The sequence below is a fragment of the Bradyrhizobium sp. USDA 4369 genome (genome assembly GCF_054056435.1).
On sequence record NZ_JBSRYH010000001.1, the window covers coordinates 5,097,106 to 5,110,430 of the forward strand.

Annotated in this window: 14 protein-coding genes; 8 read left to right on the top strand and 6 right to left on the bottom strand. The window is 66.1% G+C overall.

Annotation, left to right across the window (positions count from 1 at the left end; translation table 11 throughout):
• Positions 1-383 precede the first annotated feature (383 nt).
• Positions 384-758: an Hpt domain-containing protein gene (locus ACVIJ6_RS23025; protein ID WP_456774576.1), complete on the top strand. Its 375-nt coding sequence runs from the start codon at positions 384-386 to the stop codon at positions 756-758.
• Between the two features lie 83 nt (positions 759-841).
• A complete protein-coding gene (locus ACVIJ6_RS23030; protein ID WP_012045471.1) occupies positions 842-1,162 on the top strand; it encodes a 2Fe-2S iron-sulfur cluster-binding protein in 321 nt (106 codons plus the stop codon).
• Between the two features lie 53 nt (positions 1,163-1,215).
• Here ACVIJ6_RS23030 and ACVIJ6_RS23035 read toward each other — a convergent pair whose 3' ends face one another.
• A complete protein-coding gene (locus tag ACVIJ6_RS23035) occupies positions 1,216-1,680 on the bottom strand; it encodes an acyl-CoA thioesterase (protein WP_456774577.1) in 465 nt (154 codons plus the stop codon).
• Positions 1,681-1,853: 173 nt separating this feature from the next.
• On the opposite strand from ACVIJ6_RS23035, the gene ACVIJ6_RS23040 reads away from it, so the two are divergent.
• Positions 1,854-2,882, top strand: coding sequence for an NAD(P)/FAD-dependent oxidoreductase (locus tag ACVIJ6_RS23040; protein WP_456774578.1), 1,029 nt, complete (start codon positions 1,854-1,856; stop codon positions 2,880-2,882).
• A gap of 171 nt (positions 2,883-3,053) precedes the next feature.
• Positions 3,054-3,662 (top strand): DUF2147 domain-containing protein, encoded by a 609-nt coding sequence (locus ACVIJ6_RS23045; protein WP_012045468.1) that lies wholly within the window; start codon positions 3,054-3,056, stop codon positions 3,660-3,662.
• Between the two features lie 640 nt (positions 3,663-4,302).
• Here ACVIJ6_RS23045 and ACVIJ6_RS23050 read toward each other — a convergent pair.
• On the bottom strand, positions 4,303-6,249 hold the full coding sequence (locus ACVIJ6_RS23050) for a hypothetical protein (RefSeq protein WP_456774579.1): 1,947 nt from the start codon (positions 6,247-6,249) through the stop codon (positions 4,303-4,305).
• A 189-nt stretch (positions 6,250-6,438) separates the two neighbouring features.
• Positions 6,439-7,533 (bottom strand): lysylphosphatidylglycerol synthase transmembrane domain-containing protein, encoded by a 1,095-nt coding sequence (locus ACVIJ6_RS23055; protein WP_172241615.1) that lies wholly within the window; start codon positions 7,531-7,533, stop codon positions 6,439-6,441.
• Positions 7,534-7,919: 386 nt separating this feature from the next.
• Between ACVIJ6_RS23055 and ACVIJ6_RS23060 the strand changes: the two genes are divergently transcribed.
• The gene (locus ACVIJ6_RS23060) at positions 7,920-8,426 is read left to right on the top strand and encodes a YciE/YciF ferroxidase family protein (protein WP_012045465.1); all 507 of its coding nucleotides are present in this window, start codon (positions 7,920-7,922) and stop codon (positions 8,424-8,426) included.
• 373 nt (positions 8,427-8,799) lie between these two features.
• Here the strand turns inward: ACVIJ6_RS23060 and ACVIJ6_RS23065 are convergent, their stop codons facing one another.
• On the bottom strand, positions 8,800-9,234 hold the full coding sequence (locus tag ACVIJ6_RS23065; protein WP_012045464.1) for a hypothetical protein: 435 nt from the start codon (positions 9,232-9,234) through the stop codon (positions 8,800-8,802).
• Between the two features lie 81 nt (positions 9,235-9,315).
• On the opposite strand from ACVIJ6_RS23065, the gene ACVIJ6_RS23070 reads away from it, so the two are divergent.
• Positions 9,316-9,873 (top strand): hypothetical protein, encoded by a 558-nt coding sequence (locus tag ACVIJ6_RS23070; RefSeq protein ID WP_456774580.1) that lies wholly within the window; start codon positions 9,316-9,318, stop codon positions 9,871-9,873.
• A 96-nt stretch (positions 9,874-9,969) separates the two neighbouring features.
• Entirely contained in the window at positions 9,970-10,557 is a 588-nt protein-coding gene (locus ACVIJ6_RS23075; RefSeq protein ID WP_456774581.1) for a YdcF family protein, read from the top strand.
• Between the two features lie 197 nt (positions 10,558-10,754).
• On the opposite strand, the gene ACVIJ6_RS23080 is transcribed toward ACVIJ6_RS23075, so the two are convergent.
• Together ACVIJ6_RS23080 and ACVIJ6_RS23085 are read right to left on the bottom strand one after the other, a co-directional pair.
• Entirely contained in the window at positions 10,755-11,180 is a 426-nt protein-coding gene (locus ACVIJ6_RS23080; RefSeq protein WP_172241621.1) for a universal stress protein, read from the bottom strand.
• 51 nt (positions 11,181-11,231) lie between these two features.
• Positions 11,232-11,771, bottom strand: a complete 540-nt coding sequence (locus ACVIJ6_RS23085) for a SixA phosphatase family protein (protein WP_456774582.1) — start codon at positions 11,769-11,771, stop codon at positions 11,232-11,234.
• Positions 11,772-11,876: 105 nt separating this feature from the next.
• Between ACVIJ6_RS23085 and ACVIJ6_RS23090 the strand changes: the two genes are divergently transcribed.
• On the top strand, positions 11,877-13,307 hold the full coding sequence (locus ACVIJ6_RS23090) for an NAD(P)/FAD-dependent oxidoreductase (protein WP_456774583.1): 1,431 nt from the start codon (positions 11,877-11,879) through the stop codon (positions 13,305-13,307).
• Positions 13,308-13,325: the final 18 nt, after the last annotated feature.

Below are 13,325 nucleotides of genomic sequence, written 5' to 3' on the forward strand. Positions count from 1 at the left end.
GTCCGAGCCCTCGTCTTAATTTCGATCCGGCGAGCCGCACACGAGTGCCCCCTCGAATGGCTCAAACCGGACGTCATCCCTCTACAGGGCAACCTGAGGTGGCAAATTCCGCCAGGTGGCCCATTCCATCCGAAGGAGCATCCTATTGGCTGCGCCATTTGAAAGAAATGGGCGTGGTTAAGAGATTCTTAATCATCGTTAACAGCAGCTGTCGTTAACACTTTAGAAGTCCTGCGAATTCTCGTTTCAGCCGCGATTGGGGCGGAGCGAGGTCGAAATCGCGGCAAACCCGCGGCAATTGGGGCGCTAACGAAGCGTTAACCATTGTCGTGCTTGGCTTGCGGACAGAGGCGCCATCGGCGCCGCCGCACCGGACCGCCGCCATGATTCCCGACCTGCAACGGATCGAATGGATGCCTTCCCCTCCGCTGGTGCCCGATGATGGGCCGATCAGCCTGGACCTGTTGCGGCGCATGACGCTGGGGGACGCCGACCTTGAGCGGGAGGTCCTCGGCATGTTCTCCAGCCAGGCGGTTCGCCTGTTGGAGCGGCTGCAGGTGATGCCCGAAGACGCCGCCGCTGTGGCCCACACCTTGAAGGGCTCGGCCCGCGCCATCGGCGCACTCGATGTCGCCGACGCCGCCGAGGGCCTGGAAGTGGCGCTGCGCGACGGCGATCCGGCCGACGCGCTGGCCTGGCTCGGCACCGCGGTCGCACAGGCGCGCGCGGCCATTGCCGACATGCTCGGCGTTGCCTGAGCCGCCGGCCGCAGCACTAGCGCGGAGCGGAGCGGTCCGTTATAGGACAGCCCGACTTCATTTCCTCCGCAGCATGAGCGCACATGGCCAAGATCACCTTTGTCGACCATACCGGCGAATCCCGAACCGTTGAGATCGAGAACGGCGCGACCGTCATGGAAGCGGCGATCCGCAATGCCATTCCCGGTATCGAGGCCGAATGCGGCGGCGCCTGCGCCTGCGCAACCTGCCATGTCTATGTCGACGAAGCCTGGCGCGAGAAGGTGGGTCCGCCGACCCCGATGGAAGAGGACATGCTCGATTTCGGCTATGAAGTGCGGCCGAATTCGCGTCTGTCCTGCCAGATCAAGGTGTCCGACGAGCTCGACGGCCTCGTGGTCGCGACGCCCGAGCGTCAGGCCTGACCCGTCCGGGGGCCGTCCGCCGGGACGGCCTGTCCTGAGCCTCGCTCCCGCGCTCATGCCGGCGGCGTCAGCGTTACGCCCCGCCGGGCCCAAGGCTGTAGCGCCTGGACCACTTGCATTGTCAGCGGCGCCGGCTTGCGTGTCACCTCGTCGATCAGCACCATCACCGCGGTGGCCGAGGCCACGCAGCGCCCCTCCGAGAACACGACCTGCTCGCAGGTCACCGAGGTGCGCCCCAATCTGACCACGCCCAGCCCGAGCTCGATCGTCCCCGGCCAGCGCAGCTCGGCGCGGAAATGCATGTCGAGCCGTACCATGATCCAGGCCAGCCCCTCCTGCAGGAGGCCATGGCGCGGGTCCTTCATCAGCGTCACGCGGCCGGTCTCGAAATAGGTCGCATAGACCGCGTTGTTGACGTGCTGGTTGGGGTCGAGATCGCCAAACCGCACATTGTCCGTGAGACGGTACGGGAAGTCCTCAAGGCGGGGCGTCTGGTCGCGGCGGGCCGTCTCTGTCACCGATTGATCTCCATCATTTCACCTCTCCTTCAAACCCCGCTACGCTCGGCGCTGCAAGCGGCGGCCGGCGAGGGGGGCTTTTGTGCCTTCCCTGACACTGGCCCGTTGGCTACAAATTCGGGACCGCCACCTGCCGCCACCACCGAGCGGCGCCTCTCAACGAGAAGAGCGACATGAGCGAAGCGATCAAGACCGACGTGCTGATCATTGGCGCGGGCCCTTGCGGACTGTTTGCCGTGTTTGAACTGGGGCTGCTCGACATCAAGGCGCATCTGATCGACATCCTCGACAAGGTCGGCGGCCAGTGCGCCGAGCTCTATCCGGAAAAGCCGATCTACGACATTCCGGGCGTGCCGATGGTGACGGGGCAGGGGCTGACCGATCAGCTGATGGAGCAGATCAAGCCGTTCAGCCCGACCTTTCATCTCGGCGAGATGGTCGAGAAGGTCGAGAAGATCGGCGATCCCGGCTTTCGCGTCACCACCGACGCCGGCAAGGTGTTCGAGTGCAAGGTCGTGGTGATCGCCGCAGGCGGCGGCTCGTTTCAGCCGAAGCGGCCGCCGGTGCCGGGCATCGAGGCTTATGAAGGCACCTCGGTGTTCTACGCCGTGCGCAAGATGGAGCAGTTCCGCGACAAGAATGTCGTCATCGTCGGCGGCGGCGATTCCGCGCTCGACTGGACGCTCAATCTGCATCCCCTGGCCAAGCGCATCACCCTTGTGCATCGTCGCGACGATTTCCGCGCTGCGCCGCATAGCGTCGAGCAGATGCGCGCGCTCGTCGCAAGCGACAAGATGGATCTGCGGATCGGCCAGGTCAGTGCGCTCGAAGGCGCCAACGGCGTGCTCTCCGCCGCTTCCATCAAGGGCAACGACAATTCGGTCGAGACCGTCGCCTGCGATATGATGCTGCCGTTCTTCGGATTGACGATGAAGCTCGGTCCCGTCGCCGATTGGGGCATTGCGCTCGAGAACAATCTCATTCCGGTCGAGACCTCGGCGTTCGAGACCAGCGTGCCCGGCATCTTTGCGATCGGCGACATCAATACCTATCCGGGCAAGATCAAGCTGATCCTGTGCGGATTCCACGAGGGCGCGTTGATGGCGCAGAAAGCGCACCGCTACGTGTATCCGGAGAAGCGGCTGGTGTTCCAGTACACGACCTCGTCGTCGAGCCTGCAGAAGAAGCTCGGCGTCAACTAATTCGTTGGTGAGGTGGAACCCGTAGCCGTCCATCCAACTCAAATGTGAAGAAATGTTTCCTTTGTGCGCCGGTTTCACCGGCGCGCAAGACCTGTTATGGGCTGGAGCGACGCTCGAAAGGCCCGGACTGGCGGGCCATTCGATTGGTGGATTGGTCAAGGTGAGGTGATGATGCTGAATGCGTTTTCCCGGCTTCGGTTGGCATCTGGCGTGGCGAAGCTCGCGATCGGCGCGCTTGTCGTTGCCGGTGCGCTGCTGACGCGGCCTGCGCTCGCAGCGGAGCCGTCCGCGGCGGGACTGTGGCAGAAGGTCGAGAACGGTCAGCCGGTGCTCTACGTGCTCGTCGTCGACCACAACGGGGTCTTCGAAGGCGTGATGGCAAAGCTGTTTCCCAAGCCGACCGATCCGCCGAACCGGGTCTGCGACAAATGCACCGACGACCGCAAGAATGCGCCCTGGCTCGGTCTCTCCTTCATCCGCGACATGAAGCGCGACGGCCTGAAGTACGAAGACGGCAATGTGCTCGATCCCCGCGACGGCAAGATCTACAGCGCCAAGATGACCTTGAGCCCCGACGGCCAGTCGTTGACGCTGCGCGGCTATATCGGTTTCTCGCTGCTCGGCAGGGACGAGACCTGGGTGCGCCTGCCTGATACGGCCATGGCGCAGATCGATCCGGCGGTCATCGCCAAATATCTGCCGCCTCCCGCGGCCCCCGCGATTCCGGCGGCGAAGCAGGCAGCCCCGCCGATGATGAAGAAGCCGGCGCCTGCGAAGTAGTCCGCTGCCGGGCCGCGGCTCGGCGGTTGCTGATGAGCATGGTGTCGCGATCTCGCGGCGCATGGCGTCCGAGCCTTGCAGCACTTTCACCCTCTGAAAGACGAGGGTGCGGGGAATGCCGGGTGAAGGCCTCACCCATGGCCCGCCTGCAACAAGATAAGCAGGCGGCAGTCACCACAGGTTCAGCCGATCACCGGCATTCCCCGCGCGATGGTTTGACGGCTTATACGGACTCTCCCCGGGGACCGGCTTTATTGCCCCCGTTACAGGCGGATCATCATCACCGCCGGCTTGGCCTCAGCATCGGGAGACCAGGACCATACGATTTCACCGTGCGCCGCCGATCGTTCGTCGGCATGATCGGATCACGCTGCGACCGGTGGCGCCCACCGCATCCCGCGCTCCACGTTCGTGACGATCGCGACGCGTCCCTCTGTGAGCACGGGATATGCGAGCAGAGCATGATTTCTGTAAAAACGAAAGCGCAAAATTCGGCCCGGCACCGGCGGAGAGGGTGATCCGTTTGACGAGGTTGCCGAATTTCGTGCATCGGCACCCACGACGCGCGTCGTGTTCGGAGCGCTCGGCATTCCCCGAGCGCGCGAACGGCCGCCGACGGGCAAATCAACGTCAGCCGGCGTTACTGCCGCACCCCGCCGGCGGGAGGCAGCGGTTGGCTGGTAATCTTGGGCTCCGGCGCATCGAGGTCGAGCACTTCTGCCGCCGCCGGAAACGCCGCGTCGGCCATTGCGGCATGGCCTTCGGCGCTCGGATGCACGGCGCCGCCATAGACCGCCGACAACACGCCCCAGCTCGCATCGTGAATGTCGGCCGGCTGCATCGCCGCGGGCAGGCCCTGCGGATAGGTCATGGCCGAGAAGTAGCTGTCATTGGCGTCGCGGATCCAGCGCGCGCGGGGCAGATAGGGGCGATACTCGCTGGCGCCGCGACCGCACAGCAGCGGCTCGTTGGCGGCGCTGACGATGTTCGGATCGAAGCTTTCGCCGGACGGCGAGAAGCATTCGCGGTCGAAGGGCGGGTCCTGGGGCGAGCGCGCGCAGAAGCCGTGCTGGGCGAAAGCCGCCTGATGCGCATCGACGAACGTCATGCGATCGGTGCCGGGATCGCGGCACAGCACACCCGCGGTGCATTGCGCGAGCCCGCGCAGCGACGGCAGGAACTCGTTCTCGACGAACCCCGCGACCTTGGCGAGCCGCTGCGGATTGGCATTGAACGAGGGATGGACCTCGAAGCCGGCCGGACCGCCGGGGCAGGGAACCCCAGGCCCGCTCAGCGCCGGATTGCCGTAAGCGGTGTAGATGACGTGCGAGAGGTCGCCGACCAGCGGCTTCAGCGCCTCGCGCAGCTTGGCGAAGCCCTGCGGCAGGTCGCGCGCCAGCTCGCTGCGCGACTCCTCCACCGAGCCGATGACGCCCGAGCGCTTGAACAGGGTGCGTTCGGTGGGCGTATCGACGATGACGTCGGCGACGAGGCCGGAGAAGTTGATGTCGTTGGCGCCGATCGACAGCAGCACCAGATCGAGTCGCCGGTCCGGCTGGCGACGCTTGGCCGCGGTGAGCGCCTCGCGCAACTCGCCGATCTGGCCGTTGACGCCGCCGGCGCAAGTGGCCATCGAGCGGCCAGGTGTGCATTCGCGCGCGCGCTGGCTGCCGAACAGGCCGTCGGCAATGGTCGCGCCGGTGCAGGCGAGCGGCAGATAGGTGACGGCGACATGCGGATAACGCACCGCGAGCGCCAGCGCCGTGCGGGTCTGGTAGCTGTACAGCGAGCGGTGGCAGGCGGCGTTGAACCACACTGCACTGTACTTCTGCCAGTTCTGCAGCGTGTCCGGCGCCTCACAGGCGCGGCCGCCTTTGAAGCCGGCGCGGCTCGGCCGATAATATTGCGCGGTGGGCCCGCCGAGATAGGAGCGGAAGCAGAAGCCTTCGTCGGCGAGCGCGATCGGGCGGTCGGGATTGCCTTCACCCGAGGCGATGCTGTCGCCGAGCCCGGCGATCAAGACGTCGCGGACCTGGATGCCGGTCGAAACCTGCCGCGTGCCCTCGGCGCTGGTCACATCCACGCTGGCCACGGTCTGGCGGCCGTAGCGGACGCGCAAATTGACCGGCTCGGCGCAGTCGAAAGTCGATGTCTGCGGCCCATCGCCGTCGTCGAACGACCAGGCGCAGGTGGCGCCGACCGGCACCGGCCCGGTCAGGCGCACCGTGACGGGATGGTCGATCGGCGTGAGATAGCTTTCCTTGACGTTGTCGCGCGTGCACGGCTCGTTGACGTGGCCGGCCAGGTCGATGCACAGCCGGTTGACGACGTTGCGCGCCCAGCCGCGGCCGTCGCTCTGCACCCCCAGGCCCTGCTCGGCGGCGAGAATCGAGCGATCGCGCGTGCTCTCGGCATGGAGCAGAAAGTCGCGCTCCTCGCGGAACAGGCGGAAGCGATTGCGCACCTCCCAGCTGATCTGCAGCGGCGGGGCACCGAACTGCGCAGCCGCCTGGGTGGCCGCGAAAGGGACGAGCAGGCCGGCCAGCACGCCGGCCGCGAGCATCGGACGAAGGGACATTCGGGTCATACGCGAGGATTCACGTCAGCGATGGGGCGGAAATAAGAGGCCAGCGCGCAACGTCAACTGCGCCTATGTCCTCTCGCTGCGGGCATGATGCGATATCACGGGATCGCATAAGGCTCTCAGCCCTTTGTTTGAGCATGATCGCTGCGGAAACCTGTTTCCACGTCCTCAGATCATGCGCGCGGGCGTCGCTCACCCCTGGGAGTGCCGTCGCTTGATGCGATGGGGAACGGCCGCCGCAGCTGTCGCAGCCGCGCGCTTGGCGGCGACCTCGTCGTCGCAGGCGGATTGCAGCCGGCGCCGCTCCTGCCAAGGCTTCACGACGTTGAGCCAAAGCTCGCGCACGCCCATGATCGAGATCGCCGTCGCAAACGGAATGACGAAATACAGCACGCGGAACACGAGCAGGGTGGCGAGCAGCTGCTCGCGGCCGAATTGCGGCAGCGCCACGAGCATCGCCGCATCGAAGACGCCGATGCTGCCCGGCGCATGGCTGGCGAAACCGAGCAGGGTGGCAAGGATGAACACCACCGACAGCGACAGGAAGTCGATCGGCGGATTGGACGGCACGAGCAGGTACATCGCCAGCGCGCAGAAGCCGAGATCGACCACGCCGATCAGGATCTGCACCAGTGTCAGCTGCGCCGAGGGCAGCACAACCTTCCAGCCGTTCTGGCCGAGCTGGCGGCGGTTCTTGCCGGCGGCGAGCCAGCCGAGATAGGCGAAGATCGCACCCAGGATGCCGATCGCGATCAGCTGGTTCACGGCCGGGGGCAGCTGGTCCATCGACGAGGCGGCGGCCGGATGCAAGGTCATGCCGATGCCGAGCACGAACAGATTGCCGAGCCAGAAGGTCAGCCCCGACAGGAAGCAGATCTTGGCGACGTCGATCGCCGAGAGCCCGTAATCCGAATAGATGCGGAACCGGATCGCGCCGCCGGTGAACACGGTGGCTCCGATGTTGTGGCCGATCGAATAGCTGGTGAAGGCGCTCATCGCCGCGATGCGATAGGGCACATGTTTTTTGCCAATCGTTCGCAGTGCAAAATAGTCGTAGAAGGTGAGCGTGCAGAATGCGCCGATCACACACAATGCCGCGAGCGCGATGTGACCGGGCGGGATTTCGGTCAGGGCGGTCAGGATCACGCTGCCGTCAACGCCCTTCAGCGTGCGGACGAGCGTCGTGACCGCGAAGGCGATGATCGCAAGGCTCGCTGCAATCCCCAGCCGCTTCCAGCCGATCCATTTCTTGAAGCCACGCGAGAGCGTGGTCAGCAGGCGCTGCATTCATCCTCCCGGCGGGGCGGCACTAGGTCTTGGAAGAGAGACGAGATCATTGATCGATGAGGGCGGGCAATCCGTGACAGCCTGTTCCTTAAGCTAAAACGTGCGTCTTGTGCAGTCCTTGACACAGCGCAGCTCCGACTTCGTCCTGCGGGTCCGTCACACTCCAGTCACATAGCTGCGACCGCCTTAGTTCGGTCTCAAAGGTTACCCGCGCGGTTCAGTCGCAAACGTCCCGCCGTCGGCACGAGTTCCGCCCAGCCCCGGGGGCGCAGAGCCGGAACAACCGGGTCCTCAACCGGTTAGCCGCAGGCGAGACCTACAGCGAACATGGTCGCGACGGGTCGGGGAGGGACCGCCATGTTCCGAACCGAGAGGACGTGAGGAAAATGGGACTGTTCACCAAAGACATCAAGACAATGAATGACCTGTTCGTGCATCAGCTGCAGGACATCTATTACGCCGAGAACCAGCTGGTCAAAGCGCTGCCGAAAATGGCCGAGAAGGCCACTGATCAGCAGCTCAAGCAGGGATTTCTGACCCATCTCGACGAGACCAGGACGCACGTGCAGCGGCTCGAGCAGGTGTTTCAGATGCAGGGCATCGCTCCCAAGGCGGTCGATTGCCCGGCCATCGACGGCATCATCGAGGAGGCCGAGGAGGTCGCGGGAGAGGTCGCGGACAAGACGGTGCTCGACGCTGCCCTGATCAATGCCGGCCAGGCCGCCGAGCATTACGAGATCACCCGCTATGGCAGCTTGATCGCCTGGGCCAAGCAGCTCGGACGCAGCGATTGCGCCGCCGTTCTTCAGAAGACCCTGGACGAGGAGAAGGCGACCGACATGAAGCTGACCAAGCTTGCCGAGACCACCGTCAATCTGCGCGCGGCCAGCTGATCACCTGATCGCGTCACGACAGCTCATGAGACAAAACGCCGCGCCTTTGCGCGGCGTTTTTGCGCCGCATTGGTCGTGACCGGCAGGAGAGCTTCCATCATTCGATCGATATCGAAGTATCCTTGTCGCATGTGAGGTCGATTGAGGCCGTCTTCGGCGCCAGCAGGAGGTCCGGCATGAGACGAGCGTCAACCGCGACGACGGCCCGCATGGCGGCGGCGCCCGCGCCGCGGCGCCCTCGGGGTCCATGGCCTGCGGCTGTCGCTGGTCATCTCCGGTACGCTGATGCTCACGGCCGCCGCGTGATCCGCTGGGGTGCGTCGACGCGCCCGCCGCAATGAAGCCTCAGGTCTTGAGCTTCAGGTCTTAAGTCTCAGGTCTTGCGGAGCGCGAAATTGGCGCCGCAGAACGCCATCAGCGCGCCGAGGCCGAGCGCGGCGAGGCCGGCCAGCACGCCGGCCGCCGACGGCACCGGGCTCGGCCCGGAGATCGCCTGGCCGATGCCGGCGAGCATCAAGACGCCGACCACGACCAGGAAATTGCGCATGCGCTGCGGAATCTCGCCCGACACCGCACTGTGCATGATGTTGGCGATGAAATAGCCCGACGAGAAGCCGACGGTGGCGATCAGCCACCAGGCGATCGCCGACCCGGCCGGCATGAAGGCGCCGTCCTCGGTCTGCCACAAGCCGCCGAGATCGAGCCCGTAGCGGGCGCCGAGCATGTGCACGGCGAGCGCCAGCAGCACGCCGGCCGCCATGGCGCCGGCCAGGATCAGATGGCGGGGGAAATAGACCGTTTCGCTCATGGCTCGTTTGTAGGATAAGGCGCGCGGGCCACGCAACAGGACCGAGCCATTTCCGGGGACACCACCACAGCCGACGGCCAATTGATCCGCTACGCCTACAAGGCGTCGCTGATCGGCGTCGCGCAGCAGTTCGAGCTGACGGAGCAGGGCCTGTCGTGGCGGTTCGCCGGCCGCACGGGTCTGTGGCCCTATGCCGATATCACCGCCATCCGCCTGTCCTACCGCCCGGTGTCGATGCAGGCGAAACGGTTTCGCGCCGATGTCACCAACCGCGATGGCCGCCGCCTCAGCATCATCTCGACGTCCTGGCAGACCGCGGCATTGATGGCGCCGCAAAGCGAGGCCTATCGGGCCTTCGTCGCCGGCCTGCATGCGCGGCTCGCCGCAAGCGGCAGCACCGCGCGGCTCACGGCGGGCCTCGGCCGCTTCGCCTACGGCGCGGCGCTTGCCGCGATCGCGCTGTTCGCTCTCGCGATGGTCGGGCTTCTGGTCCGCGCGCTGCTGATCGGCGAGTGGCCGGGCGCGCTGTTCCTGGTCGGCTTCGCCGCCATGTTCGCCTGGTATGTCGGCGGCTTCCTCACCCGTAATGTGCCGCGCAGCTACACGTTCGCCGACATTCCGCCGGCGCTGCTGCCCTGATCACGCCGCGTCATCCCGGGTCATCGAATGTGACCGCGCGACGCCGTCGCGCTATGCGAGAATGAGCAGTCGTCTCGGAGGACAAAGAGGACAATGATGGCTGATCGCACGCTGCGGATGCCTGACGAATCGGAGATCGCGGCGATCTCGACCCAGCACTTCGCCGACACGCCGCTGCGTCCCGCCGACCTCCTGTTCGTGTTCGGCACGCGGGTCGAGGAAGAGCTGCGCGCGGCCACGGCCGCGCGGCTATGGGAGCAGGGCTATTTCCGCCACGCCATCGTCAGCGGCGGGGTCACGCCGGGGGCCGAAGTCTCCGAATGTGCCTTGATCAAGGATGAAATGGTCCGGCGCGGCGTTCCCGCCGACCGCATTCTCGAAGAGCATCGCGCCATGAACACCGGCGAGAACGTGCTGTTCTCGCTGCCGGTGATCGAGGCCGCGCTCGGCCTCGCCAACGTCCGCACCGTGATCTGCCTCGGCAACAGCTGGACCGCGCGGCGCTATGCGATGACTTTGCAGCGGCACTGGCCGGAGGTCGAGAAGATGCTCTTGACGGTGGATAGATTCGGCGTGCCGCGCCATCTGTGGCACACCCATCCCGAATTCCGCCGCCGCGTGCTCAGCGAATGGGACAAGATCGCGCCGTACAAGGCGAAGGGTTTCATTGCGGATTGGCCGTGATCTCAGCGGCGAAGCGTGAACGGCAGCAAAAATCTCCGTCATTGCGAGGAGCGAAGCGACGAAGCAATCCAGGGAGTCGCGTGCGGCCCCGGATTGCTTCGCTGCGCCGCTGCGCTCGCAATGACGCCGTGGAGCTCGGAGTATTTCGCGCGACAGCCGCGATTTGCTGATCCCTGGGGCCGACGAAGCCGCGCCCCTTACGGCCGCACCACCAGCACCGAGCATTTCGCGTAGCGCACCACATGCCCCGCGTTGCTGCCGAGGAAGTAGGTGCGCATCGCCGGGCGGTGAGAGGTCATCACGATCAGGTCGGCCTTGACCTTGGCCGCTTCCTCGAGGATCTCGTGATAGATGCCGCCCTGGCGGACCGCGTAGCTGACGCGCTCGGCGGGGATGCCGGATTCGCGCGCCACGATCGACAGCGCTTCCTCGGCGGTCTCGCGCTGCTGCGCGTCGAAATCGGCCGGGACATATTCGGCCAGCATCACCGGCGTCATCGGCATGACGTTCAGCAGATGCACCGTGCCCGCCCATGTCTCCGCCAAGGTGGCAGCGGTCGCGATCGCGGGCTTGGCAAGGTCGGTGTCGGCCAGATCGATGGGAACCAGAATCGATTTGAACATCGCGAGGCCTCCTCACTGCCGCGACATTACGCGCCCCGGGAGGCCGGCCTGTCAATCGGAGCCCTGCTTGAGGAGCTTGGGGGTGACGAACATCAGGAGATTGCCGCGCGTGAAGCTCACATCGCCCCAATCCTCGGTGTCGAAATCGAGCACGGCGAGCCCCGCCGTCGGCATGTTGCGCATCAGCTCGTGCCGGCCCTCCGGGTCACCCTGGCCGGTGAGCGCCAGCGCGAGCTCGTGCATGCCCGGATTGTGGCCGACGACCAGCAATTGCTTCGGATCGAGCGCGGCCGCGAGCCGGATGTGATGCAGGATCTGCATCGGCTCGGCGCCATAGAGCTCGGGCACCGTCTCCACCTGCGGAGCGGCGACACGCCCGTTCATCGCCGCCCAGGCGAGTTCCCAGGTCTGCTGCGCCCTGACCGCGGGCGAGACCAGCACGAGCTCCGGCATGGGCGGGTGGCTCGCGATGAAATCGCCGATCATGGCGGCATCCTGGTGCCCGCGTTCGTCGAGACGGCGGTCCTGGTCGCGGCCGGTCGGCGCGTCAGTCTCGGTCTTGGCGTGGCGCAGCAGCATCAATCGGCGCATGGAATCCGGTCTCGAATCGTTTAGGCTATGTCAGGCTGTACCACGTCTCTTTATCGCCACTAAAAGCGTCATGACGTCCGGCGCAGGGTTGGCTAAGAAAACGCCATGAGCGAGACTTTCACAAGCGCGAACGATGACGCGGATGCCGCAGGCGCGATCGGCCGCATCAGGCTGAATTTCGACCTCGACGTCGATGTCTGCGTGGTCGGGGCGGGACTGGCCGGTTTGACCACGGCGCTGTGCGCGGCCCGGCAGGGGGCCAGCGTCGCGGTGCTGGAAGGCCGCCATGTCGGCTGGAACGCATCCGGCCACATGGTCGGCACCGTCCTGCCCGGATTCGACCTGCCGCTGCCCGATCTGATCGAGCGCATCGGGCTGGCGCATGCCCGCGCGCTGTGGGCGTTGTCCTGGGCGGGCTGCGAATTCATCCGCGCCCAGGCCAGCGAAGCGTCGATGCCGGGCATCGGGCTCAGCGAGGGCGCGCTCGAAGTCTCCAATGTCGATGCCGGCGATGCCCTGATCCGACGGCTGCAGATGCTGCACGAGGATTTCGACACCGACGTCGAAGGCTGGCAGGTCGAGCGGGTCAGGACCGAGCTCAAGACCGATCGCTATTTCCATGGCGTGTACTACCCCAAGGCCTTTCAGCTCGACGGCCGCGAATATGTCCACGCTCTGGCGCGGCTCGCCCGCAAGGCGGGCGCACGGATCTTCGAGGACACGCCGGTGGTCAGCATCGACCCGTCAGGCGTGCGCAAGCGCATCGTCACGCCGTCGGCGCGGATGCGCGCCTCGCACATCGTGCTGGCCGGCAACGTCCATCTCGGCGCGCCGCTGCAACGATTGTCGGATACGCTGCTGCCGGTGTGGCGCTATGGCGGCGTGACCGCGCCGCTCGGTGAGCGCCTGGCGGAGGCCATTGCCTTCAAGGGCTCGGTCAGTGATGCCGACGGCGTCGACCATTTCCGCGTCGTCGATGGCGACCGGCTGATATGGGCGAGCCCCGAGACCACCTGGAACGCGCGGCCGAGCGGCTTCGCCTCGGCGCTGCAGCGCCGCATCCGCACCGTGTTTCCGCAGCTCGGCAATGTCGAGATCGCCGACACCTTCGGCGGCGTCACCGGCCAGACCGTGCACGGCATGCCGCAGGTCGGGCAGTTGCGCAAAGGCCTGTGGGTCGCGAGCGGCTTCGGGCGGCAGGGGATGAACAGCTCGGCCATGGCGGGGCAGCTGATCGCGCAGGGAATCCTCGGCGGGGACGACCGCTGGAAGCTGTTCTCGCCGTTCGAGCTGGTCTGGGCCGGCGGCGTCAGCGGCCGGGTGGCGGGTCATGTCGTCAATCTCTGGGTCCGCGGCCGCGCGGCGGCGGCCGGGACGCTGGCGCGGCAGCGCGAGCGGGCGCGGGCGCAGGAGCGGGCCCGCGAGCTCAGGGCGGCCGAGGCCCGTCGCCAGGCGGCCCAGCGCCCGGGCGCGCGGCTGCCGCTGCGGCCGCAGCCATCTGACCTCACCCGTCGTCCCGATGCCGGGGAGGGCTGAGACCTCGCAAGAAAGTGA